The organism is Ottowia sp. SB7-C50, assembly GCF_033110285.1.
Taxonomy (GTDB): Bacteria; Pseudomonadota; Gammaproteobacteria; order Burkholderiales; family Burkholderiaceae_C; genus Ottowia.
This window is the reverse complement of sequence record NZ_CP136995.1, coordinates 2,609,683-2,632,530: the sequence shown is the minus strand read 5'-3', so window position 1 is coordinate 2,632,530 and position 22,848 is coordinate 2,609,683. Positions and strand designations below refer to the sequence as shown.

General features: G+C 68.5%; 26 protein-coding genes and 1 pseudogene. 5 read left to right on the top strand and 22 right to left on the bottom strand.

The window, feature by feature from the left end; genetic code table 11:
* Positions 1-2 precede the first annotated feature (2 nt).
* The 18 genes from R0D99_RS12530 to R0D99_RS12445 form a co-directional block, all read right to left on the bottom strand.
* Positions 3-491 carry a hypothetical protein gene (locus tag R0D99_RS12530; protein ID WP_317748518.1) on the bottom strand — a complete coding sequence of 163 codons (489 nt, stop codon included), beginning with the start codon at positions 489-491 and terminating at the stop codon, positions 3-5.
* A gap of 21 nt (positions 492-512) precedes the next feature.
* Entirely contained in the window at positions 513-1,460 is a 948-nt protein-coding gene (locus tag R0D99_RS12525; protein ID WP_317748517.1) for a phage tail protein, read from the bottom strand.
* Positions 1,457-2,317, bottom strand: coding sequence for a baseplate assembly protein (locus R0D99_RS12520; protein WP_317748516.1), 861 nt, complete (start codon positions 2,315-2,317; stop codon positions 1,457-1,459). Before R0D99_RS12520 ends, R0D99_RS12525 begins: the two co-directional genes overlap by 4 nt.
* Positions 2,314-2,673, bottom strand: coding sequence for a GPW/gp25 family protein (locus R0D99_RS12515; protein ID WP_317748515.1), 360 nt, complete (start codon positions 2,671-2,673; stop codon positions 2,314-2,316). The genes R0D99_RS12520 and R0D99_RS12515 overlap by 4 nt, the downstream gene beginning before the upstream one ends.
* On the bottom strand, positions 2,670-3,266 hold the full coding sequence (locus R0D99_RS12510) for a phage baseplate assembly protein V (protein WP_317748514.1): 597 nt from the start codon (positions 3,264-3,266) through the stop codon (positions 2,670-2,672). Before R0D99_RS12510 ends, R0D99_RS12515 begins: the two co-directional genes overlap by 4 nt.
* A gap of 61 nt (positions 3,267-3,327) precedes the next feature.
* The gene (locus R0D99_RS12505; RefSeq protein ID WP_317748513.1) at positions 3,328-3,810 is read right to left on the bottom strand and encodes a phage virion morphogenesis protein; all 483 of its coding nucleotides are present in this window, start codon (positions 3,808-3,810) and stop codon (positions 3,328-3,330) included.
* Positions 3,807-4,301, bottom strand: a complete 495-nt coding sequence (locus tag R0D99_RS12500; protein WP_317748512.1) for a phage tail protein — start codon at positions 4,299-4,301, stop codon at positions 3,807-3,809. The genes R0D99_RS12505 and R0D99_RS12500 overlap by 4 nt, the downstream gene beginning before the upstream one ends.
* 6 nt (positions 4,302-4,307) lie before the next feature.
* Positions 4,308-4,529: a tail protein X gene (locus R0D99_RS12495; RefSeq protein ID WP_317748511.1), complete on the bottom strand. Its 222-nt coding sequence runs from the start codon at positions 4,527-4,529 to the stop codon at positions 4,308-4,310.
* Positions 4,529-5,554 carry a hypothetical protein gene (locus R0D99_RS12490; protein ID WP_317748510.1) on the bottom strand — a complete coding sequence of 342 codons (1,026 nt, stop codon included), beginning with the start codon at positions 5,552-5,554 and terminating at the stop codon, positions 4,529-4,531. Before R0D99_RS12490 ends, R0D99_RS12495 begins: the two co-directional genes overlap by 1 nt.
* Positions 5,554-5,805 carry a hypothetical protein gene (locus tag R0D99_RS12485; RefSeq protein WP_317748509.1) on the bottom strand — a complete coding sequence of 84 codons (252 nt, stop codon included), beginning with the start codon at positions 5,803-5,805 and terminating at the stop codon, positions 5,554-5,556. The genes R0D99_RS12490 and R0D99_RS12485 overlap by 1 nt, the downstream gene beginning before the upstream one ends.
* Positions 5,802-6,269, bottom strand: a complete 468-nt coding sequence (locus tag R0D99_RS12480) for a hypothetical protein (protein WP_317748508.1) — start codon at positions 6,267-6,269, stop codon at positions 5,802-5,804. Before R0D99_RS12480 ends, R0D99_RS12485 begins: the two co-directional genes overlap by 4 nt.
* A 10-nt stretch (positions 6,270-6,279) precedes the next feature.
* Complete coding sequence (locus tag R0D99_RS12475) at positions 6,280-6,495, bottom strand: hypothetical protein (protein WP_317748507.1); 216 nt, start codon at positions 6,493-6,495, stop codon at positions 6,280-6,282.
* A complete protein-coding gene (locus tag R0D99_RS12470; protein WP_317748506.1) occupies positions 6,492-6,824 on the bottom strand; it encodes a hypothetical protein in 333 nt (110 codons plus the stop codon). The genes R0D99_RS12475 and R0D99_RS12470 overlap by 4 nt, the downstream gene beginning before the upstream one ends.
* Before the next feature lie 8 nt (positions 6,825-6,832).
* On the bottom strand, positions 6,833-7,315 hold the full coding sequence (locus R0D99_RS12465; RefSeq protein ID WP_317748505.1) for a head completion/stabilization protein: 483 nt from the start codon (positions 7,313-7,315) through the stop codon (positions 6,833-6,835).
* A gap of 9 nt (positions 7,316-7,324) precedes the next feature.
* Positions 7,325-7,552 (bottom strand): hypothetical protein, encoded by a 228-nt coding sequence (locus R0D99_RS12460; RefSeq protein ID WP_317748504.1) that lies wholly within the window; start codon positions 7,550-7,552, stop codon positions 7,325-7,327.
* A 34-nt stretch (positions 7,553-7,586) separates the two neighbouring features.
* The gene (gene gpM, locus R0D99_RS12455; RefSeq protein ID WP_317748503.1) at positions 7,587-8,372 is read right to left on the bottom strand and encodes a phage terminase small subunit; all 786 of its coding nucleotides are present in this window, start codon (positions 8,370-8,372) and stop codon (positions 7,587-7,589) included.
* An 85-nt stretch (positions 8,373-8,457) separates the two neighbouring features.
* Positions 8,458-9,459, bottom strand: a complete 1,002-nt coding sequence (locus R0D99_RS12450) for a phage major capsid protein, P2 family (protein WP_317748502.1) — start codon at positions 9,457-9,459, stop codon at positions 8,458-8,460.
* Between the two features lie 46 nt (positions 9,460-9,505).
* Positions 9,506-10,513: a GPO family capsid scaffolding protein gene (locus R0D99_RS12445; protein ID WP_317748501.1), complete on the bottom strand. Its 1,008-nt coding sequence runs from the start codon at positions 10,511-10,513 to the stop codon at positions 9,506-9,508.
* 256 nt (positions 10,514-10,769) lie between these two features.
* Between R0D99_RS12445 and R0D99_RS12440 the strand changes: the two are divergent.
* A pseudogene (locus R0D99_RS12440) lies at positions 10,770-12,525 on the top strand (terminase large subunit domain-containing protein).
* Positions 12,522-13,562: a phage portal protein gene (locus tag R0D99_RS12435; RefSeq protein WP_317748500.1), complete on the top strand. Its 1,041-nt coding sequence runs from the start codon at positions 12,522-12,524 to the stop codon at positions 13,560-13,562. Before R0D99_RS12440 ends, R0D99_RS12435 begins: the two are co-directional and overlap by 4 nt.
* Positions 13,563-14,707: 1,145 nt before the next feature.
* On the opposite strand, the gene R0D99_RS12430 is transcribed toward R0D99_RS12435, so the two are convergent.
* Positions 14,708-15,670 carry an IPTL-CTERM sorting domain-containing protein gene (locus R0D99_RS12430; RefSeq protein ID WP_317748499.1) on the bottom strand — a complete coding sequence of 321 codons (963 nt, stop codon included), beginning with the start codon at positions 15,668-15,670 and terminating at the stop codon, positions 14,708-14,710.
* Between the two features lie 250 nt (positions 15,671-15,920).
* Here R0D99_RS12430 and R0D99_RS12425 point away from each other — a divergent pair, with 250 nt between their 5' ends.
* On the top strand, positions 15,921-16,565 hold the full coding sequence (locus R0D99_RS12425; RefSeq protein ID WP_317748498.1) for a riboflavin synthase: 645 nt from the start codon (positions 15,921-15,923) through the stop codon (positions 16,563-16,565).
* A 4-nt stretch (positions 16,566-16,569) separates the two neighbouring features.
* Here the strand turns inward: R0D99_RS12425 and R0D99_RS12420 are convergent, their stop codons facing one another.
* The 3 genes from R0D99_RS12420 to R0D99_RS12410 form a co-directional block, all read right to left on the bottom strand.
* Positions 16,570-17,457 (bottom strand): DMT family transporter, encoded by an 888-nt coding sequence (locus tag R0D99_RS12420; protein WP_317748497.1) that lies wholly within the window; start codon positions 17,455-17,457, stop codon positions 16,570-16,572.
* 72 nt (positions 17,458-17,529) lie between these two features.
* A complete protein-coding gene (locus R0D99_RS12415) occupies positions 17,530-18,096 on the bottom strand; it encodes a methylated-DNA--[protein]-cysteine S-methyltransferase (protein ID WP_317748496.1) in 567 nt (188 codons plus the stop codon).
* Positions 18,097-18,138: 42 nt separating this feature from the next.
* Positions 18,139-19,632, bottom strand: a complete 1,494-nt coding sequence (locus R0D99_RS12410; RefSeq protein ID WP_317748495.1) for an AlkA N-terminal domain-containing protein — start codon at positions 19,630-19,632, stop codon at positions 18,139-18,141.
* Positions 19,633-19,874: 242 nt separating this feature from the next.
* On the opposite strand from R0D99_RS12410, the gene R0D99_RS12405 reads away from it, so the two are divergent.
* Both R0D99_RS12405 and R0D99_RS12400 read left to right on the top strand, forming a co-directional pair.
* A complete protein-coding gene (locus tag R0D99_RS12405) occupies positions 19,875-21,263 on the top strand; it encodes a phosphomannomutase/phosphoglucomutase (RefSeq protein ID WP_317748494.1) in 1,389 nt (462 codons plus the stop codon).
* A 206-nt stretch (positions 21,264-21,469) separates the two neighbouring features.
* Positions 21,470-22,804, top strand: coding sequence for a 3-deoxy-D-manno-octulosonic acid transferase (locus R0D99_RS12400; RefSeq protein WP_317748493.1), 1,335 nt, complete (start codon positions 21,470-21,472; stop codon positions 22,802-22,804).
* The last annotated feature ends 44 nt before the right edge of the window (positions 22,805-22,848 follow it).

Here is a 22,848-nt window from a genome sequence, read left to right as displayed (position 1 = left end):
CCTCAGAACGGCAGGATGTATTCAAAGAACTGGCGCACGGCGCCGCTGCGCACGAAGAAGCCCACGCGCTCGATCATGTACATGCGGCCCGGCGCGGTGACCTGCGACGGGCTGAAATAGCGCTGCCCAGCGGGCAAGCCGGCGGCGGTCTGCGCGCCCATGGTCAGGCCCAGCTCGCGGATGGTTTCGCCCTCGGCATCGGCAAAGTCGAAGGTGACGCGCACGTGCACGTAGGGCGTGGGGCCGGGCACGCGGGCGTAGCGTTCGCCCGAGGGCAGCTCGATCTCGCCGGTGGGCGATGGCTCGGCGTAGCCGATGTCGGAAATCAGCCGGCGGCCGATCTCGTCGGTGAGCGCATTGGCGTTGCCGGGCGGGCTTTCGGGCGTGCTGTCCCAGGCTGGGCTGCCGCGGCCCCAGGCCAGGTGCAGCGGCTGGCTGGCAACAGCGATGGCGAGGCCGATGCGGCCGGATTCTTGCAGGGTGGCTGCCATGGTGTGGGGCTCTCCGTTTCGTTACTCGGTGAGGGCCGCGCGGCGGCCCGGAATGCTGATGCGCCAGCAGCGTTGGTCCCACCGCCCCAGCCAGCGGCCGGAGCGAGGCAGGGCCGAGGGCACGTGGCCGGTGCGCAGCGCCTGGGCGCCGCCGGTGGCGCGGGTGTGGTCGCTGGCGGGTGCGCTGCGCGCCACGTGGGCGAGGCCGTAAGTGAGCAGCGGCGCGCCGCGAGTGGGCGTGGGCACGTCGCCGCGCAGCACGGCGCAGACGCCGCCAAAGCTGTCGACCAGCAGGTGGCTGTCGAGCCGCCAGCTGTCGAGGTGCATGCGGTCGTCGTGCGTGAGCTTGACGCTGCGCAGGTGCACCTGCAGGCCGGGCAGCTGGCGCGCGGCGGCCGGTGGTGGGGCCTGGATGTGGCGGTGGCCGAAGCTGGCCTTGAGCGGCTGGCCGCGCTCGAAATGGACCCAGACGCCGGAGTCGTCGTCGAGCAGCGCGTTGTCGAGCGGGCGGCCGTGGTCGAGCCGCAGATGGCGCAGGTCGTACTGCCAGAACACCCGATAAAAATGCACGTGCGCCGGCAGGCTGGCGCGCACCACGTGCACGGCGCGGGCCAGTTCGGTGGCGGTGGCGGTGCGGCCGAGGTCGATGTGCAGCCAGGCGCCGTCTTCGTCGAGCGCGGCATCGGGAAAGCCGACCCAGCCCAGGGCGCGCAGCACGCCGGCGCCGGCGCCGCGCTCGAACAGCCAGGGCAGCGCCGCGCTGACGAGCGCAGGCGTGTCTTCAAAGTACGGCGCGAATTCGGCCAGGCCCCACTCGGTAGCCAGCCACGGCAGGAAGGCGGCGGGGTGATCGCCCGGTCCGGGGCGCACGGCCTCGGCCAGAGCCTGCCAGTGCGGCGCGCTGCGGTCCACGGCGCGCTCGAGCGCGCTGGCGCTGGGGGGCAGCACGGTGAGCTCGGCGGTGCTCATGGGGCGACCCCGGCGTCGATGAGCTGCACGGTGCCGGCGGCGGCGACTTCGTCGAAGGCCAGTTCGGTGATCTCGGGCGGTGTGGCCGCGCCGACATAGGTCACGCTGGCGATGCCGGCGACGTGCAGGCGCGCGGTGATCCAGCTGCGCGGCAGGCTGCGGCCGATGGCGGCCTGCGCATCGATGAGCGCGGGCAGCGCGGCCTGCAGCTGCGCCACCAGGTTGGCCGGGGCGCCCTGCTCGCGCTGCAGGCGGGCGGTGATGTCGATGGGCCGGGGCCGCGCCAGGCTGACCGTGACGGGCACGCCGACGGGGCGGTGGCGCCCATCGTCCACCACGGCCTGCACGGCGCTGCGCACGGCCTCGGGCACCATGCCGGGCCGATCGTGCAGCCACAGCATGAGCTGCACCTGGCCGGGCGCGGGCTGGCGTGCACGGGCGGCGCGCACGTCGGGGCTGGTGCTGAGGGCCAGCAGTTCGTAGTGCTCGGCGGTGCCGTTGCCGGCGAGCGCGCGCACGCGCAGCTGGATGCGGGTGCGCAGGTGTTCGTCGTCTTCGCCGCCCAGGCGCGCGAGGCCGTAGAAGGCGGCTTTGTGGTCCAGGTCGGCGCCGGTGGCAAAGGCCAGCAGGTAGGCGCGCGCGGCTTCGTTGACGCGCTGGCGGTAGAGCAGCTCACGGTAGGCGTGGGCCTCGATGAGTTTGGCGAGCGGCTCGGATTCGAGCGCCAGCACGTCGGCGGCCTGGGGGTAGCGCGCGAGCAGGTCGGCGCGGTGCGCGCTGTTGATGGATTCGAAATCGATCGGCTCCAGCACCTGCGGGGCGGGCAGCTGGGTGAGATCGGGCAGGGGCAGGGTCACGGCGCGGCTCCGGTCTGCAGCGGCACGCTGAGGGTGAGGGGGCGCGCGCCGGGCGCAAGCAGGGTGAGCAGGGTGGCTTCGACCAGCACCAGCGCGCGGCCGGGGCGGGCGGGGTCGGGGCTGATCTGCACGCGTTCGACGCGCAGGCGCGGCTCCCACCGCATGAGGGCGCCGGCGACGGCGGCGCGCAGGCGCAGGCGGGTGGCGGCGTTGTCGGGCTGGTCGACCAGTTCGGGCACGAGCGAGCCGTAGCCGCGGCGCATGACGCGGCTGCCGATGGGTGTGAGCAGGATGTCGGCGACGCTCTGGGTAAGGTGGGCGACGCCGCTGAGGGCCTGGCCGGTGGCGCGGTTCATGGAGGCGGGCCGCTCAAGTCGTTGCCGGGCGATACGCCGGTGTGCAGGTGTTCGCGCAGGCGGGTGGCGCCGGCGATCACGTCGGGGGTGACGCGCACGATGTTGCTGATGTCCAGCGAGGCTTCGGGCGTGGACAGCCGGATGGTGGAGCCGGTGATGCGCAGGATGGATTTCTGCGCGCCGGTGCCGACGATGATTTCGAGCTCGTCGCGCAACTGGATGGTGAGCTTTTTCTGGTGGTGCTCCATGTACTCCAGGTCGTTCCACTGGAGCCTGAACTGGTTGGGATGGCGCGCGGGCGGCCCCATCTGGTTGGAGTAGATGCCGGGCAGGGCGATGCAGGCGTTGAGGTCGCCGCCGGGCGCGAAGACGAGGACTTGTTCGCCTTCCATCGGCGCCCACCAGCTGGCCTCTTCGCCGCCGGCGCGCATGGCCATCCACGGCATCCAGCCGGTGGTGTTGCCGGCGATTTGCACCCTGCACTGAGGCCAGGGGTCGAACTCGACCTCGGCGATGACGCCGGCGCGCACGATGTTGTCGGCGCGGCGTTGCGACTCGTAGGGACTCTCGTGCTGATCGATGGGGGCATCCACCCGGTCGATGGTGGCCGCGCGCGCGCGAGAACGCGAGCGGCGCCGGCTGTAGCGCGGGCGACTACAGGCGCAGGTGGTCGAGCGCGAGGGCGCGGATGCGCTGGCGCTGGTCGTCGGTGAGGCCGAGCAGGGGGCGCGCGGGGTAGGGGTAGACCGGTCCGCCGGGCTGCACGGCGTCGCGCAGGCCGAAGTGGTGCACGCGGGCGATGCGTTCGCTGCGGGCGGCGAACTGGACGACGGCCTCCAGTGGGGTGGCGATGGCGCGCAAGTGCTTGGGTTTGCGCAGCTGCAAGAACATGCCCTGGCTGGCGCGACGTATCTGGCCGCGGGCGTTGCGGCGGGCGCGCGGATCGGGCCGGTTGTGGGGGCGCTTGCGCGGCTCGAAGGGGGTGCCGTCGGGGGCGCGCTGGCTGGCGATGGTGGCCGATTGCGCCTGGCGCAGTTCGCGCGCGATGCGCAGCGCCAGGCTGCGGCGCTGGGGGTCGGACAGGCGCTCGATGAGGGGCGCGAGCCAGGTTTCGAGGGCGTGCAGGTCGTCGCTCATCGCGGCTCGATGTGCCATTCGGCAAGCTGCTGGTCGCGCAGGTACAGGCGCCAGCGTTCGGCCTGCAGCACGGCGCCGGCGGGCGGCGGCTCGGGCACGTGGATGGCGTCGAGCGCGCCTTCGGGGGCGTTGGCGCGGGGGCGCACGAGCACGCGTTCGGTCAGGTCGAGTTCGATGGCCAGGTCGACGGTGTCGGTGGTGAGGTATTCGACGCTGAAGCGGATGCCGCGCTGGCGCAGCTCGGGGTTGTCGAACAGCTCGGGTTGCTGGCGGCGCGCCCAGTCGAGCAGGGGCACGATGATGGCGTCGGCGTGGCCGGCGTAGTCGAGCACGAACAGCTGCAGGGTGTAGGCGTATTCGAAGCTGAGGGCCTGGGTGCCGGTGTTGATGATGCGGCCGGCGTTGGCCATGACGATGAGTTTTTCAGGGTCGCGCGCCAGATCGGGCACGGCGCTGCTGAGGTGCTGGCGCAGCTGGGGCGGCTTGAGCATGGCGGGTCAGTCCCAGAGTTGCACCAGCGCGCGGGTGCGTTGGGCTGGCACCACCAGCACGACTTCATGGCCGGTGGGCAGGTGCGGGCCGAGCGCGGCCAGGCCAGGGTTGGCGGCCAGGGTGGCTTCCGTGGCGCCGCCGCTGCGGCCCAGATGCCGCCAGCACAGCAGGTCGACGGTGTCGTGCTGCAGGGCGCGCACGGTGAGTGTGCGGGTGGTGGCGGTCATCAATAGTCCGTCTCGATGTAGTCGCTCATGATGTCCAGACCCACGGCGGCGGCCGTGGTGTTGTTACAGCGCCAGGCCTGCAGGTAGGTCAGCAGCGTGGTGGTGCCGGGCAGTGACACGCCGCCGCCGTTGAGCAGCAGGCCGGATGCACTGTCGCCCGTGTTGAGGCGGTTGACTTCGTAGTACACGTCGGCGGTTTTGGGCGGGGCGAACAGCACCAGTTCGTAGACGTCGGTGTTGGTGGTGGCGGTGGGGAAGCTGGGGCCCAGATCGATGGGCGGCTGGGCCGTGGCGCCGCCGTAGAAGATCTTCAGGTTGGTGTCGGCCGCGCCTTCGCCTACGCCGATGGAGTTGGTGAGCGTGGAGGGTTCGACGTTGGTGGCGGCGCCCGTGTTGGACGACACCCCGACGAACATGCGTGCGCCACTGACCACCGCGGCATCGGAGACGCCGAAGCGGATGATCTTGAAGAAACCGGCCGCCTGCGCACCGCCCACCGTGATCTGCGGAACCGCCACGCGAAGCGAGGTCAGCGAACCCGCGGTGGCGGCAGACACGTAGCCCAGGCGGCGCATGCGCCCGAACAGGTTGGCCGTGCTGACGTTGCGCGCCGTGGCGGTGCCAACGGCCGTGGGCGCGGTGTAGGCGCCCATCGTTGTGACCGTTGCCGCGTTACCTGGCGGGGTGAGCATGCCCACCTTGTTGCGCGCCAGGATGGGCTGCAGGCTGGTGTCGAGGCCGCTGGGGCCGACGATCTTGAGCAGCATGCGCTGCGCCGCCGCCTTGGCGTACACGGTGAGCGTGCCGGCTGGCGAGGTGCCGGGATCGGTGGTGCCGGTGAGCGCGAGGGACAGGCCGGTACTGCCGCCGGTGAAGGCGGGTAGGGTGTTCCAGGCGTTGACGCCGTTGCCAAACTTGAGCGCGCCGGTGTCGGTGGCCAGGCCGGGCTCGCCAGCGGCCAGCACCGGGTTCTTGCTGGCCCACTGGGCGGCGGTGTCACGCCGCAGCTGGATGGTGTCGGCCATCAGGCGGTTCCTCCGTTCACGCTGCCGGAGCGCGGCTCGGGCGTGGCGCTGCCGCCGTCGACGTTGCGGCTGGTGCTGGTGCCGCCGCTGCCGCTGGCGGGCGTGGCCCAGCCGGCGGCGTAGTCCGCGGCCGAGGACTTGGTCAGCACCTGGCCAGCGCTGCCGCCCGCGGGCAGCAGGCGCGGCACCATGAGGTTGAGCTTGTTGCGTACGGCGGCGAACCCGTCGTTGATGCGCGACGCCAGGCTCATTGCAGGCCCGCGTTGAAGGTGGCGACGAAGTCGGTTTCGGGCTCGCCGATGCCGATGTTGCTGCAGGCCTGCGTCTTCTGCGCGGCGCTCAGTGTCTGCGCGGCGGTGAAGTTGACCAGGCCGTTGTCGGCTTGGGCCAATGCGCCGATCTGGTCGGCCAGCTCCTTAAGCGTGTCGCTGTTGGTGCCGGCGCCGTTGATCAGGTTGGTGATGGCCAGGTTGATCTGCGCGTTGATCTTGGTGCTGGACCAGGTGGTGGCGGCGCCGGTCGAGCCGTCGGCGATGGTGGCGGTGCCGCTGGGAATGAGCGACTTGACCTCGTTGAGGGCGGCGACCAGGTTGGTCTTGCTGGTGGTGGTCAGCGCGCTCAGGTCGGCGGCGTTGCCGTTGACCAGGGTGCGCAGGGCCTTGGCTTCGGTGGCGATGCGGGTGGCCAGGTCGGTCAGGCGCTGGGCGAGGCTCATGGTCGGTCCCTCAGATGAGTTTGTTGTCAAAGATGACGGTCAGGTCGGGCAGGTCGGGCTCGGGTGCGGGTGCGCCGGCGGGGCCGGGGTCGCCGCGATAGATCGGGGCGAGCTGGGCGGCGATGGCGGGTTGCGGCGCGGCGGACATGGCCAGCGCACCGCTGGGGCTGAGCAGCGACAGCGTGGCCTGGTGGGTGGGCGCGAGGCGCAGCACGGGTGCGGTCATGGCAGTCGGGTGGGGCCGTCGATGACGGCGAATTCGGCGGTGGCGCTGGCGATGCGTTCGCCGGCGGGGGTGGTGAAGATGACGTCGATCTGCACCGGGCCGCGCGGCCAGCTGGCGGTGTGGTCGGGCGAGGTGAGGGTGATCTGCGGGCCGGTGGGGCTGCTGGTGATGCTGGCCACCAGCGTGGCCACCAGCACGCCGCCGGGGGCGCGCACCTGGCTGTGGGCCTGCCAGCCGGTGAAGTCAAGCTGGCGCTGGCCGTTGACTTGCAGATCGAGCGGGCTGGCCATGCTGAAGGTGGTGCCGCGCTTGTGGGTGTACAGGGGCATGGCGCGCTTTAGATCAGGTCGACGGTGGTGCGGCGGATGCCCAGCAGGTCGCTGATGGCCCAGCGCATGGCGCGGCGGTGTTCGCCGATGCGCGCCTGCAGGTGGTCGATGACGCGTTCGGTCTTGCCGATGGCGCTGGGGGTGGTGTCGATCTCGCGGTAGGCCTCGGCCAGGTCGGCCTGCAGGCAGGCGTAGACGGCGCGCCGGTAGTGGTGGCACTTGATGCTTTCGCCGTTGAGCTGGGGCGCGGGGACGGCGGCCAGGCTGGCGCAGCCTTCGAGCTCGCGCGCGGCGCGCCAGGCGGCCAGTTCGGCCTGCACGCTGGCGACGGCGGCCAGGGTGGCGTGCTGCAGCCGCGCGGGCGTGACGGTGCCGTCGAGCCGGCAGGTGGCGCGAATGTCGTCGGGCGACAGGGCGGGATACCAGCCGTCACCGTCGACGTACAGCTCGGTGGCGGGCTCGGGCGGGCGGGCGGTGGCGATGAAGGACATGGGCGGGGGTCAGAAGTGCTGGGTGCCGGGGGGCGCGCTGGGCGGTTCTGGCCGGGGGCCGCGGTCGGCGGTGTAGGCAGTGACGCCCTTGAACACGGTGAAGGTGTGGCCGGGCCACTGGCGCGCCAGCCGCTGCGCGGTGGCGTGGGCGGCGAATTCGCTGCCGTGCGTGCTGTTCTGCGTGGGGCGCCCGGTGCAGTGCACCAGCCACAGGTCGGAGCGCTCTTCGTGGATCACGGTGTTTCCTCGGGGTGGGCGGTGGCCGGTGGGGTCAGGCCTTGGGCGCTTGCGCGCCGGCGCCATCGCCCACCGGGCCGCCCGGGCGGGGGTCCGCAGGGGTGGAGGCGGGCACGCCTTTCAGGCGGCGTGCCAGGCGCTCCAGGTCTTTTTTCACGCCGGCCTGGGGGTTGAGGGTGAGGGCGCGCGAGAGGTGGAATTCGGCGGTGCGGGCGTGGTCGTCGCTGACCTGGTCGAGGTCGGGTTCGGCGCTGCCGTGCTTGCCGATGAGGGCGTAGCCCATGGCCTTGTGCAGCTTGGCGCGGGCCTGGTCGGGCATGTCGCGCGCATCGGTGATCTGGCCGACGCTGGCGAGCAGGGCCTGTTGCTGGTCGGCAGGCATGGCGCCGGTCAGGGCGGCGGTGCTGAATTCGTCGGCCAGCAGGGTGGGCACGTCGCGCTGGTACTGGTCGGGCAGCTGCAGGTTGTGCTGGAGCACGTATTCGGCGATGGCCAGGGCGCTTTCGTAGCGGCCGGCGTCGATGTTCCAGACCAGCAGGGTGGTGACGATGGGGTCGGCACCGCCGTGGTCGGCTTCGATGACGCCGCCGAGATAGGTGTCGTACGCGGCGACGAATTCGCGCTTGGCTTCGATCTTCTTTTCGACCGACTTGATGGCCTTGAGCTGGCGGGTGTGCTCGTACAGCTGGGCCATGAGCAATTCATGCTCGCTGCCGGCCGCGCTGGCCTGGGCCGGGGCGGCGGCCTGGCTGGCGGCGATGCGCTGCAGGTGGGCGCGCGCGGGGCTGAGGGGGCGGGCTGGATGGGTGCTGTCGGGCATGCGGTCGGTCCTTGAGAAAAAACAAAAGCGGTGCGCGCCGGCACCGCTTTGAGGGTCACGAGGGTGCCGGCGAGGCGGTCTGCGGTCAGACCAGGGTGATGTTTTTCACCAGGGCGCAGGCGCCGTACTCTTCGACCACGAAGGCGTCGTTGGAGCTTTCGTAGTTCTCGATGCGGTCGCGCTTGGGGTTGTCGATGAGGTTGCGGCGGCGCGCGCTGTCCTGGTAGTAGATGGACAGGTTGTCGAGACGGGTGATCAGGATGGCGTTGGCCGGGAAGTACGGCACGGCGACGGCCTGCAGGCCGCCGATGCGCTTCTGGCTGATGACCAGGTCGGCGGCCAGCGTTTCGGTGGGCGGCTGCGTGGTGTTGACCAGCGGGAAGTACTTGTCGTGCAGCAGGTCGCGGCCCATGACGGCGACCAGGCCCGGGTCTTCGCGGAACCAGGGGTCGAGCAGCTGGATGTTGTCGTACACGGCGGCGTCGAGGTTCTTGTAGTCGCCCGTGGCGCCGACCTTGACGCTGCCGGCGGTGGCGCCGCCGGTGAGCACGCGGGCCGGGGCGTCGACCTCGATGTGCTTGAGCCAGCCGATGTTGACGTCTTGCAGCAGCGGGTTGGCGACCAGGTCGGTGTCGGCGGCAGCGCTGGCGCCGTGAAAGCCGATGGTCATGCGGTCGAGCGCCTGGCGCTTGACGATGGCATCGCGGACGCGGGCCTGGAAGTCGGGGAACTTGGCCCAGCTGTCGATGGTGTTGTAGCGCAGGTGCGTGTCGTAGTTGGTCTGAACGCAGGTGTAGCGGCGCGTATCGAGCGTGTGGACGTCGCGGGTCTGGCGGTCCTTGGTGTTGGTGTCGGTGCGGCTGGCGATGGGGCTGCTGACACCCAGGCCGAGCTTGTCGCCCCACATTTCGCGCACGCCGATGATGTTGATCTTGGACAGGAAGGCGCTGCTCTCCTGGATCTTGTTTTCCAGCTTCTGCTGCACGCTGGGGGCGACGTTGAACGCTTCGTGCACGTTGGAGACGCCGTTGAGCTGGGCCAGCTGGGTGAAGTAGGCGTTGAGGGCCTGGCGGGTTTGCGGATGCATGGTGGTCCTTCGGGGGTGTTGGGGTGGGCGGCGTTGGCGGGGTCGATCAGCAGTCGGTGAGCACGTTGCCGGCGCCGCCGTGGGCGGTGGGGCGCTGGGTGTGCTGTTGCGCGGGCATGCGGTCGAGCTGGGCCAGCAGGTCGTCGTGGGCCTTCTTCAGCGTGGCGAAGTCGGTGGCCAGCTGGTCGTGCGCGTCTTGCAGTTCAGCGAAAGCGGCGGCCTGGTTGGTCGACTGTTCGGTGATGGCGGTGGCCAGCTCGTCCAGGCCTTGGGCGATGTCGGTGAAGCGCTGGTCGGCGCCGGCCTTCTGGCGGCCGAAGGCTTTGGCGACGATGCCCTTGATGCGGTCGCTGAAGGCTTGCGCATCGGCGCCGGTGGTGTCGTCGGCTTCGAGCTCGATGGCGGTTTCGACGGCTTCGGTGAACAGGTTGCCGGTGTCCTGCTTGCGCTTGGTGAGCGGGTTGGCGTTGGGGTGCTGCTGGGCGAACTGCAGCATCTCGGTGCCGAGGCTGGCGGGGCTGTCGGTGACGGCCAGGCCGACGAGGTAGGCCTCGCCGGAGTCGGCGAACTTGGGGTTGACTTCGATGCTGGTGTAGACCTTCTGCTTCTGGTCGTTGACGATCTTGACCAGGTCGGGCGAGGGGTCGATCTGCGCGAACAGGGCGAGCTTGCCGTCTTCGACGGTGCGGGCTTCGACAGCGGTGACATCACCGTAGGCGCGGAAGGGGCCGTCAGGGAAGATGCCGCGGAAGTGCTCCAACCAGACGCGGGCGCCGTACTTCTTGGGGTCGAAGTTCTTGGCCATCTGCTCGATCCAGTTGCGCTCGATGCGGCGGCCGTCGGTGGTGGCGCCTTCGGTGGCGACGCGGAAGGCCTTGGTTTTGCCGATGGCCAGCGGCAGGGCGCCCGCGAGGCCCAGGCCGTGCAGCGCGTCGGGCGAGAGCGCGGCGCCGAGCAGGTCGCCCGGCACGGGGTGGCCGGCCATGGCGGCGGTGCCGAAGCCGATGGCGAGGGTGATGGCAAATGCCAGGGCGGTGAAGATCGATTTTTTCATCGGGGTGGTCTCGGTGGTTGCTCCAGCGCCGCGGCGCCTGATGTGTGACGGGTGCATGGTCGCCGCCCCAACGCGCACGCTCAATGCACTGCGTATGTGTGACGCGGCTCTACAGTGCAAAGGGTGGGTGGGGCTGCAAAAAAGGGAGCGTCTGGCGGGGGCGGGCCGGGACACTCGCGGCGTGAGTACGCACGCGGACGCACCGCCCACCGCCATCGATGAGGCGCCGCCGGCCACCGAGGTGACGCCGGACGCCATGCCACTTCTGCCGGCCGACGCGCAGCGGGTGCAGGCGCGCGCGCTGTATTGGCAAGGCTGGCGAGTGACCGAGATCGCCCGCCTGTTTGGCCTGGCCAAGCAGACCGTTCAGAGCTGGAAGAGCCGCGATGGGTGGGACGATGCGCGGCCCATTGACCGGGTGGCAGCGCAGATTGAAGTACGGATGGTGCAGCTGGTCAACAAGACCCAGAAATCAGGCACGGACTTCAAGGAGATTGATCTGCTGGGGCGGCAGCTGGAGCGCATGGCGCGCATCGACAAGTACGAGGCGACGGGGCGCGAGAGTGACCTGAACCCGGCGCGCGAGAACAAGGGCAAGGGCAAGCCGGGGGTGCGGCACAAGGAGCGCAACCACTTCACCGATGCGCAGGTAGAGCAGCTGCAGACGGCTTTTCGAGACGAGCTGTTTCAGTACCAGCATTTGTGGCGGCAGAACCGGGATGAGCGCACGCGGATGATCCTGAAGAGTCGCCAGATCGGGGCGACCTGGTACTTTGCGCGCGAGGCGCTGGCCAAGGCGATCGAGACGGGGCACAACCAGATTTTTTTGTCGGCCAGCAAGGCGCAGTCGCACATCTTCAAGCAGTACATCCAGCAGTTCGCTTTCGAGGCGTGCGGGGTGGAGCTGTCGGGCGACCCGATCGTGCTGGCGAATGGGGCGCACCTGTACTTTCTGGGTAACAACGCGCGGACGGCGCAGGGCTATCACGGCGACTTCTACTTCGACGAGTTTTTCTGGTCGATGCGGTTTGAGGAGCTGAACAAGGTGGCGAGCGCGATGGCGCTGCACAAGAAGTGGCGCAAGACGTACTTCAGCACGCCGTCATCGATCACGCACGAGGCTTACCCGCTGTGGTCGGGCGAGCGCTTCAACCGGCGGCGGCCGAAGGAGCAGCAGGTGACGATCGACACCAGCCACACGTGGCTGGCGCCGGGGCACACGGGGGCAGACCGGATCTGGCGGCACATCGTGACCATCGAGGATGCGGTGGCGGGTGGGTGCGACTTGTTCGACCTGGAGGAGCTGCGGCTGGAATACACGCCGGACGAGTACGAGAACCTGCTGATGTGCGGGTTCATCGACGACACGTATTCGGTGTTTCCGCTGGGCGAGCTGCGCCCTTGCATGGTGGACAGCTGGGACGAGTGGGGCGATGTGAAGCCGTTCGCGGCGCGGCCCTACGGCTTCAACGCGGTGTGGCTGGGCTATGACCCGAGCCACACGGGCGACACGGCGGGCTGCGTGGTGGTGGCGCCGCCGATGCGGCCGGGCGGGGTGTTCAGGGTGCTGGAGCGGCACCAGTTCAAGGGCATGGACTTCGAGGCGCAGGCGGAGGCGATCAAGAAGATCACGCAGCGCTATTACGTGGCGTACATGGGCATCGACACGACGGGCATTGGCCAGGGGGTGTATCAGCTGGTGCGCAAGTTCTTTCCGCAGGCGCGGGCCTACACCTACAACGTGGAGGTGAAGACGCGCCTGGTGCTGAAGGCCAAGAGCGTGATCACGGCCAGGCGCCTGCAGTTTGACGCGGGCTGGGTGGAGATGGCGCACGCGTTTCTGAGCATCAAGCGGGTGCTGACGGGCAGCGGCCGGGGGGGTGACCTACGACGCGGGGCGCAACGAGAAAACGGGGCACGCCGACCTGGCCTGGGCGGTGATGCATGCATTGGACAACGAGCCGCTGGACGGTCAACCCGGCGGGCAGGCAAACATCATGGAGATGTCATGAACGACGACAAAATTGATAGCAAGCAACCGGCGAATCTGCAGGGCTTCACCTTTGGTGACCCGGTTCCAGTACTGGACAGCCGCGAGGTGCTGGACTACGTGGAATCGTGGTTCAACGGGCGCTGGTATGAGACGCCTGTGCCGCTGGAGGATCTGGCGCGCACGCTGCGCGCGAACGGGCACCACGCCAGCGCGGTCCACTTCAAGCGCAACATGCTGGTGAGCACATTCGAGCCGCATCCGTTGTTGTCGCGCGAGGCCTTTGCGGCCTTCACGCTGGACTGGCTGGTGTTTGGCAACGCCTATCTTGAGCGGGTGGACAACCGGCTGGGCCGGCCGCTGGCGTTGCGCCACAGCCTGGCCAAATACACGCGGCGAGGGCAGGATCTGGACCGCTACTACTTCGTGCGCGGCTGGCAGCAGGAGCACGAATTTGCGCGCGGGTCGGTGTGGCACCTGCGCCAGGAGGAGGTGAACCAGGAGGTGTACGGGCTGCCGGAGTACCTGGCGGCGCTGCAGTCGGCGCTGCTGAACGAGTCGGCCACGCTGTTTCGGCGCCGGTACTACAACAACGGCAGCCATGCGGGCTTCATCCTGTACATCACCGACCCGGCGCAGCAGCAGGACGACATCGATGCGATTCGCAAGGCGCTCAAGGAAAGCAAAGGGGTCGGAAATTTCAGGAACCTGTTCCTCTACAGCCCCGAAGGAAAAAAAGACGGGGTGCAGCTGATCCCGGTCGGCGAGGTGGCGGCCAAGGACGACTTCCTCAACATCAAGAACGTGAGCCGTGACGACGTGCTGGCAGTGCACCGCGTGCCGCCCCAGCTGCTGGGCATCGTGCCCAACAATACGGGCGGCTTCGGCAGCATCGGGGCGGCGGCGCAGGTCTTCTTCAAGAACGAGGTGGAGCCCATCCAGCAGCGCATGCTGGCCCTCAACGACTGGCTAGGCGCGGAGGTGATCAGCTTCAGGCCCTACAGCCTACCCGGCGAGGCGGCCAGCGGCGCAGGGAAAGACGCCGTGCTGGGTGGATGACTGGCTAGACAAATAAGGCCGTAGCGCTTGATGGATAAGCGCAAGCAGCTATAAAAATCAAAGCACGAAAGGCCCCCGATGGGGCCTTTTTGCTGCGCGCCGCACAGGCGCGCCAGCAGCCCCGTGGCGGCCCGACAGCACCCCCCTGGCCACCCAGCCCCGTCTCCGCGCCCGATCACCCCGCCAGCGCCCGCCTGCGCAGCCCCAGCCACGTCCCTGCGCGCCACCCCCGCCGGCACCCAGCCCCCGATCCATCGCCGCCGCCACCCCACCCCCAGCCCCCGGCGCGCGGTCGTGACCCCGCCGCGCCCGCGGGGTTCGTGGGGTCGAAAGTATTCATGGGTGCGGGCTTGTCCTCGGGTGTGCGGGCAGGCCAGGTGCGGTCAAGGTATGGGTGGGGGGTCGGGAAAAGCCTAATTTCCCTGATGGACCATCCAAAAGGGCCGCCAGGCCGCGCCCAGCCTAGCTTTCTCTATTAGGTCAGACCCTGATTTTTCCTGATGCAAACCCTGATATGAGCGTAAGTTGTTGATTTGTATGGGTCTACAGCGGGCTCCAGATCAGCCACTACAACCCTGATCCAATTAGGTCAATATTAGGAAATTATCAGGGTTTAGTTTGCGTCGTAAGTCGTTGTCGCAGAAAGCTAAATTGATGTTTTGTGATGTCGATTAGGGAAATTAGGCTTTTCCCGATCCCCCATGTGTTTTGGGCGCGCTGACGTTTTACGAGGCGCGCCATGGCGCCTTCTCGCGCATCGAGGCAAGTTGGCGGGCTCAAGGTCGCAGCCTCGCTTGTACGCGGCGTGTTCAGGGTGGGATCGTCGGCGGCAGGCGCGGATCAGCCTGCGTGAGAATTGCGTGAGTCTTCACTCGTGCACGGTGCTGGACAGTGCACAAAGCGTGACGCCGGGCCGATGGACGGCCTGAAAAATCAACGACTTGGGTTCGACGGCGAAGCTACGAACCAAGGGGTCGTGGGTTCGAATCCTGCCAGCCGCGCCATTTTATTCTTATGAATCAAGGACTTAGCTCACAAGGCTGAGTCCTTTTTTCTTGGCGTTGTCCCATAGATCTTGGGTTGTCCCATAGAGGCGCGGTTAGAAGACACGGCGGCCATTCTCCGAAGCGCGATAGACCGTTTGTTCAGATTCGTCGCCGCACGTGCCGCATGCCCAGCCCCGCCGCCAGCAGCCCCAGCAGCATCAAGCTCCATTCGGACATCGTATTGACTGTCGCCGGCGGCGTGTAGCAGTACGCGTCAAACGCCACGGCAATGCCCTGGTAGTTGGCGGCCTGGTTGGATCCTTGCGTGCTGTGGACCACTAGGCTCAGCAGGTTGACGCCTTGCACAAAGCCGCTGAGCTCGACCACGCCGGGTTGGGTGCCGACGCTGGAGGTGTCGCGCGTGATGGGCGTCGCCAGCAAGTTGTTGCGCTTCAGCAGGTCGTTGAGATAGACCGCCACCAATCGATCGTCGGCCCGATAGGTCAGTTGCACGCGCATCTTGCGGGCCTCTTCCGCGGTCGGGATGTACCAGCCACCGAAGTACAGGGAGGCCAGCGTCTCCGGGCCGGTGGGTGCCGGTTCGCCATCGAACAGCGGGTAAATCCAGCGCGATCCGGCGGGCGCATCGGCCCAGACGCGGGTGTCGCCGGTTGTCCATGCGGCGGGGGCCAAGCGCGCAGCGGCACCTTCGATATCGAAGTCGCGGAACGGCAGCAGGTTGTCCATGCCACCGTAGGTGTTCAGAAAGTTCACATCCTCATAAAAATTCGTCGCCTGAAGCCCCGGCAAGAATGGCCCACCTGGAGGATCAATGCGGCCCGAGTTGAGCTGGGCCGCGCTGGCCGACGCGTTTGCGCAGGTCAGGGCCAGGCCGCCGCTCAAGGGCACTCCGGGTGGATCGCCATTGCCTGTGACATCCACGTCCCCTATGAACATCACGGAGATGGCCGCGTCGCCAAAAATTGCCGACGTTCCATCCTGCGCGAACGATTCGGCGGGCGTCAGCGCTGCCCAGATCAGCGTCCCCGCAAGGCCAAGATGACGGCCAGCACCCCAAGCAGCGGCTTTCATGCGGCCTGCCATCGACATACACCAGCTCATGATTGGCCCTCCTGGGAAGCGAAAAAGATAACTTACTGATTATGAAGGCGAGGCATGCGCAGAGCCACACCCCGTTTCGGCGGATGGCGGGCAGTGTGATGTGGCCCTGCAGCACAACCCAGTGCGCTGTCTGACAAAAATCAATAGCGACAAGGACTTGTGCAAGCTTTCGTCCCACTGCCTGGCCAGCCCGCCGCACCCTTGGCTTCATGCGAAACTTCGGCATCCATTTATTTGCGGGGTTTTTTTCATGTTCACCGGCATCATTACGGCGGTTGGCCGCATCGCCGAAGTGCGCGATCTGGGCGCCAGCAGTGCGCACGGCAAGCAACTGGTCATCCAGACGCCTGCCGGTTATCTGGACGATGTGGGCCTGGGCGACAGCATTGCGCTCAATGGCGCCTGCATGACGGCCACGCAGATCGACACCGCCGCCGGGCGCTTTGCCATCGACATCTCGGCCGAATCGCTGGCGCGCACGGCGGGGCTGGATCGCACGGGGCCGGTCAATCTTGAAAAAGCCCTGCGCGCGCACGATCGCCTGGGCGGGCACATCGTGTCGGGCCACGTCGATGGCATTGGCCAGGTGACGCACTTCGCGCCGGTGGGCGAAAGCGTCGAGCTGCGCATCCTGGCGCCGCGCGAGCTGGCCAAGTACCTGGCGTACAAGGGTTCGATCACCGTCAATGGCGTCAGCCTGACGGTGAATTCGGTGACCGATCACGCCACGGGCTGCGAATTCAGCATCAACCTGATTCCGCACACCGTGCAGAACACGGCGCTGCACGCGCTGGCGGCCGGTGCGCCTGTCAACCTGGAGGTCGACCTGATGGCCCGTTATGTGGAAAGAATGCTGTCGGTCGGCGTGGACAGGGCGCCGGCAGCTATCAAATAAAGAGTCAACGGTCGAGCGGCAGCTTGACCAACCCCGTCGCCAGCGCCGTGCCGCACAGCACGATCACGCCGCAGAACACCATCCACGTCGTCACCGTTTCGCCCAGCAGCGTGACGCCATAAAACACCGCGAACACCGGAATGGTGAAGGTGACGGTGATTGCGCGCGCCGGCCCCAGCCGCTCGATCAGGCGAAAAAACAGCACGTAGGCGACGGCGGTGCACAGAATGCCCAGCGCCAGCATGGCCCCCCAGGCTTTCAGGCTGGGCGGCTGCGCCGGCCACATCCACAGCGTGGGCAGCGCCAGCCCCAGCGCGGCGCCGATCTGGCTGCCCGTGGCGACCATCAGCGAATTCAGCCCCGACAGGTAGCGCCGCGTGAAGCTGGCCGCGAAGGCATAGCTGATGGTGGCCAAAAGGCAGGCCAGGATGCCCCACGCGCTGACGGCGCCCGACGCGTCGGGCTTGAAGCTGGCCTTGCCGCTGGCCAAGAGCGCCACGCCGATGAAGCCGATGACCAGCCCCACGGTACGCGAAGTGCCCGGCTTGTCGCCCAACCAAACCCAGGCCACCAGCGCGCCGAACAGCGGCACGGTGGCGTTCAGGATCGACGACAGGCCGGTGCTGATCGACAGCAGCGCAAAGCTGAACAGCGCAAACGGGATGGCGGAGTTGATCAGGCCGCACAACATCACCGGCTTCCAGTGCTGGCGAAACTGCGGCCACAACCCGCGCGACAGCATCACCGGCAGCAGCGCCAGCGAGGCAATCACCACGCGCACGCCGGCCGTCGGCAGCGGGCCGAATTCCAGCGTGCCCAGGCGCATGAACAGGAAAGAGGCGCCCCACAGGGCGGCCAGCAGAAGAAATTCAGCGGCGATGGCGGCGGACATGGGCGAGGAGTATGCGGCCGCGCGGTCGGCGGCATGATGAGAAATCGATGGCCGATTGATGCGTGCGTGACATCAGCGCCGCACGACCACGCGCTGCGGGCGCAGCGTGGATGCGGGCTCGGCGCCGGCGGGTGCGTTCACCTGCCAGCCTTCGCGCCGCAGCAGCGCCACCTTGCGGCCCAGGCCGCCGCCGTAGCCGGCCAGCGTGCCGGTGCTGCCCAGCACGCGGTGGCAGGGCACGATCACACTGATGGGGTTGGCGCCCACGGCGGTGCCCACGGCGCGCACGGCGGCGGGGTGGCCGATGCGCGCGGCCACCTGGCCATAGCTTTGCGAATCGCCGGCCGCAATGTCCAGCAACGCGCGCCACACGCTTTGCTGAAACGCGGTGCCGCTTGACAGATCCAGCGGCACGTCGAAGCGCTGGCGCTGGCCGGCGAAGTACTCGGCCACCTCGCGCGCGGCCTGGCCCAGCAGCGAGTGGCCGTGCGTGGGCGCGCCCCAGTTGTGCCACGCTGGCACGCCGCGCTGGCCTTCGGTGAACCAGGCGCCCGACAGGCCCTGCGGCGTGGCGGCCAGCAGCAGGTCGCCCAGCTGCGTGGCGGTGAGGGTGTGCACGGTGTGGAGATGTTGGATCATATGGAAAAACCCCTGTAGCGCTTGTCTGGATTGCGCGAGCAGCTATGAAGTTGATAGTGATGTGGGTGGTGATTGCCATGCGCGCACCACCGCGTAGGCGCGCCAGGGCCGCCAGCGTTCGGCGCGCGACTGGGCGGCGCGGGCGCTCAGGCGCTGGCCATCGGGTGACAGCGCTTTTTGCAGCGCCACGTCACCGGCCGGAAAGGCATCCGGCCAGCGCAGCGCGCGCAGGGCGATGTAGTCGGCCGTCCAGTCGCCGATGCCGGGCAGGGTCTTCAGCGCGTCCATGGTCGCGGCCACATCGACGCCCGCGTGCAGGTTCAATTGGCCGCTGCTCACCGCCGACGCCAGCGCCTGGATGGCCGCCTGCCGTTGGCGCACCAGGCCGAGTTGGCCCAGTTCGTCGCCGCTGGCGGCGGCCAGCGCGGCGGGCGTGGGGAACAGCCGCGCGAGTCCGTCGATGGGCGTTGCCAACGCGGCGCCAAAGCGCTCGACCAGCCGCCTCGTCAGCGTGCGCGCCGCCGCCACCGTGACCTGCTGCCCGATGACGGCGCGCACCGCCAGCTCAAAGCCGTCCAGCGTGCCCGGCACGCGCAGGCCCGCCAGCGTGGGAAAGTCCGCGCCCAGCACGGCGTGGATGGCCGCCGGGTCGGCGTCCAGATCGAGCCAGGCGCGCACGCGGGCGAGCACGCGCGGCAGCTGCGGCGCCAGCGCCTCGGCCACGCGCACCTGCACGCGGTGCTGATCGGGTTCGAAGCGGCAGGCGACCCAGCCGCAGGTGTTGTCATCGAGGCGCAGCGTGCGCGCCACCGTGTGGGCTGCGACATCGATCTGCTCCACGCCTGCGATGCCGCGTTGCTGCAAAAATTGAAGCATCTCGCGCACATCGTACGGGGGCCGGTAGCCCAAAGTAACCACAATGCCGTCGCCCGGCGCCGGTGCGCTGCCATCGCGGCGCAACGCCGTCGGGCTCATGCGGTACTGCGCGGCAAACGCGGCGTTGAAGCGGCGCAGGCTGGCAAAACCCGCCGCCAGCGCCACCTGGGCGATGGGCAGGCGCGTGTCGGCCAACAGTTGCTTGGCGGCCAGCAGGCGGCGCGTTTGCAGCCAGTCCATGGGCGACACGCCCAGCTCGGCCTCGAACACGCGGCGCAGGTGGCGGTCGCTCACGCCCAGGCGCGCGGCCAGCCCGGCCACGCTGGGCACGTCGTCTCCCCAGGCGTCGGGTGAATCAAGCAGGCGCGCGGCGTGCTGGGCGAGCAGGGCGGACGCGTCCTGCGCCGACCAGGCCAGCGTCTGCGGCGCGAACTCGGGCCGGCAGCGCAGGCAGGGGCGAAAGCCGGCGCCTTCAGCCTGCGAGGCGTGGGTGAAAAAGCGGCAGTTCTCGCGCCGGGGCGTCTTCACGCGGCACACCGGGCGGCAGTAGATGCCGGTGGAGGTCACGCCGATGAAGAACGCGCCGTCAAAGCGCGCGTCGTGCGCCGCCACGGCGCGGTAGCAGGCGTCGGCGTCGAGGGGCGCGGTGGGCGAGGGCATGGCGCCATGATAGGTTTCGGGCGTGCGTTGACTCGCCGTTTTCGGACATGGTGATCGGGAGGCGCTTGAATCAACAGCCGGACGCGAAGGACGCGAAGGACGCGAAGATCACGCGAAGGACGCGAAAAAGACAAATCTAAAAAAAAGGTTTTCTTTCGCGTTCTTCGCGAATCCTTTGCGTCCTTCGCGTACGGCTGTTCGTCGGCCGTTGCCATCCAGAGCGATCCCTACAATCTCTGCCCATGCAAGTCACCCCCAGCATCTTCAAGGCCTACGACATCCGCGGCACCACGCCGACCACGCTGAACGAGCCGGTGGCCGAGGCCGTGGGGCTGGCCTTCGGCACGCAGGCGATGGCGCTGGGCGAAAAGACGGTGGCCGTGGGCCGCGACGGCCGCCTGTCCGGCCCGTCACTCTCGTCAGCGTTGATCCGCGGGCTGGTCGCCGCGGGCGTTGAGGTGATGGACATCGGCCTGGCCACCACGCCGATGCTGTACTTTGCCGCGCACACGCTGTGCAGCAGCGGCATCCAGGTGACGGGCAGCCACAACCCGCGCGACGACAACGGCTTCAAGATGGTGCTGGCCGGCCGCGCGATCTACGGCGACGACATTCAGGCGCTGCGCCGCACCATCGAAGGCGAATCGTGGCAGCGCCGCGCGGGCGGCAGCGCACGCACGCACGACGTGCTGCCGGCGTACCGGGAGCGTATCGTGGGCGATATCAAGCTGGCGCGGCCGATGAAAGTCGTCGTCGACTGCGGCAACGGCGTGGCCGGAGCCAGCGCGCCATCGATCTTTCGTGCCATCGGCTGCGAAGTCATCGAGCTGTTCAGCGAGGTCGACGGCCACTTCCCCAACCACCACCCCGACCCCAGCAAACCCGACAACCTGCGCGACGTGATCCGCGCGCTGCAAGAAACGGACGCTGAATTGGGCCTGGCCTTTGACGGCGATGGCGACCGGCTGGGCATCGTCACCAAGGACGGGCAGAACATCTTCCCTGATCGCCAGATGATGATGTTCGCGCAGGACGTGCTAAGCCGCGTACCCGGCGGCACCATCGTCTACGACGTGAAATGCTCGCAGCGCCTGGCGCCGGCCATTGAAGCCGCGGGCGGCGTGCCGCTGATGTTCAAGACTGGCCACTCGCTGGTCAAGGCGCGCATGAAAGAGGTCGATTCGCCCTTGGGCGGCGAGATGAGCGGCCACATCTTCTTCAAGGAGCGCTGGTACGGCTTTGACGACGGCACCTACGCCGGCTGCCGTCTGCTCGAAATCCTGAGCCGCCACGCCGACCCCAGCGCCGTGCTGAACGCGCTGCCCACCAGCCACAGCACGCCCGAGTTGAACGTGGCCTGCGCCGAGGGCGAGCCGCACCGGCTGGCGGCTGAGTTGCAAGGCCTGGCGGCCGAGGCTTTCAAAGCGCCGGCGCAGGTGAGCACCATCGACGGCCTGCGCGTCGACTGGCCCGACGGCTTTGGCCTGATCCGCGCCAGCAACACCACGCCCGTGCTGGTGCTGCGCTTCGAGGGGCAGGACGATGCGGCCTTGAAGCGCATCGAGGCCGACATGCTGGCGCTGCTGCGGCGCGTGAAGCCCGATGCGCAACTGGGCGCTTCGGCGCATTGAGCATAAAAACAGGTGCCAGCGCTGATGCATCAAGCGCCAGCAGCTATCATTTTTGTATATTGGTCCGAAAGACATCCGCTTGAAGCTGTGCCGCTCCATCGTCATTCCCGCGCAGGCGGGAATCCATGCAGCCACCGTAGCAAGCGCCTCTGGATTCCCGCCTGCGCGGGAATGACGGTCCGGTCATAAGCTCTTTATCGAACGCAGTGCGCACGCTCTACAGCCTGGCCGCCTGGGCCGCCCAACCCCTGCTGCGGCGCAAGCTGGCGCGGCGCGGCGTGGCAGAGCCGGGTTACCTGCATGCGGTGGACGAGCGCTTTGGCCACTACGCCACGCCGCGGCCTGAGGGCGCTGGTCCGCTGATCTGGATTCACGCCGTGTCGCTGGGCGAAACCCGCGCGGCCGCCATCCTGCTGACCGCGCTGCGCGAGCGCCTGCCCGGCATGCGCCTGCTGCTCACACACGGCACCGCGACCGGGCGCGCCGAAGGGCAAAAGCTGCTGCAGCCCGGCGACGTGCAGGTCTGGCAGCCCTGGGATTCGCGCGGCGCCACGCAACGCTTTGTCGATTATTTCCGCCCCGACCTTGGCGTGCTGATGGAAACCGAGATCTGGCCGAACCTGATCGCGGCCTGCCGGGCGCGCAATGTGCCGCTGGCGCTGGTCAACGCGCGCCTGTCGGCCCGGTCGCTGCGCGGTGCCGAGCGGGCCGGCTGGCTGCTGCGGCCGGCTTATGGGGCGCTGTCGGCTGCGTACGCGCAGACCGAGGCCGACGCGGCGCGGCTTCGCGCCATCGGCGTCAAGCATGTCGCCGTGCAGGGCAACCTGAAGTTCGACGCGCAACCCGACGCGGCCCAACGGGCGCAGGCCAGCGGTTGGCGTGCCGCGCTGGGCGCGCGCCCGGTCGTCATGCTGGCCAGTTCGCGCGAGGGCGAAGAGGCAGAGTTTTTGGGGCTGACGGGCACGCCACCGCTTGCCAGCAAAGCGCAGGGCGCTACACAATCCATAGCTTTCACGGCGCCGCTGTGGCTCATCGTGCCGCGCCATCCGCAGCGCTTCGACGAAGTTGCGCGCTTGGCCGCCGACCGCGGGTGGCGAGTGGGGCGCCGCAGCGCCTGGCAGGGCGTGCCGCCGGACGAGGCTCTGTCGGCCGACGTGTGGATTGGCGATTCGCTGGGCGAGATGGCGCTGTATTACGGGTTGGCCGACGTGGCCCTGCTGGGCGGCAGCTTTGCGCCACTCGGCGGCCAGAACCTGATTGAAGCGGCGGCTTGCGGCTGCCCCGTGGTGATGGGGCCGCACACGTTCAACTTTGCGCAGGCGGCGGAATGGGCCGAGGCGGCGGGCGCCGCGCACCGGGTGGCTCATCTGGCCGAAGGCTTGATGCTTGCGCGCCAGCTGCTGGCCGATGCGCCGCGCCGCGATGCCATGCGGCGCGCCGGGCTGGCGTTTGCGGCCGAACACCGTGGCGCGGCCCGGCGCACAGCCGATGCGCTGGCAGCGCTGCTGCGGGCAGGCGGCGCGCCGCCATCAGTAGACTGAAAGCCCAATTGCGGGCGTGAGCCTGATAGAGTGGCGCCTTGAGG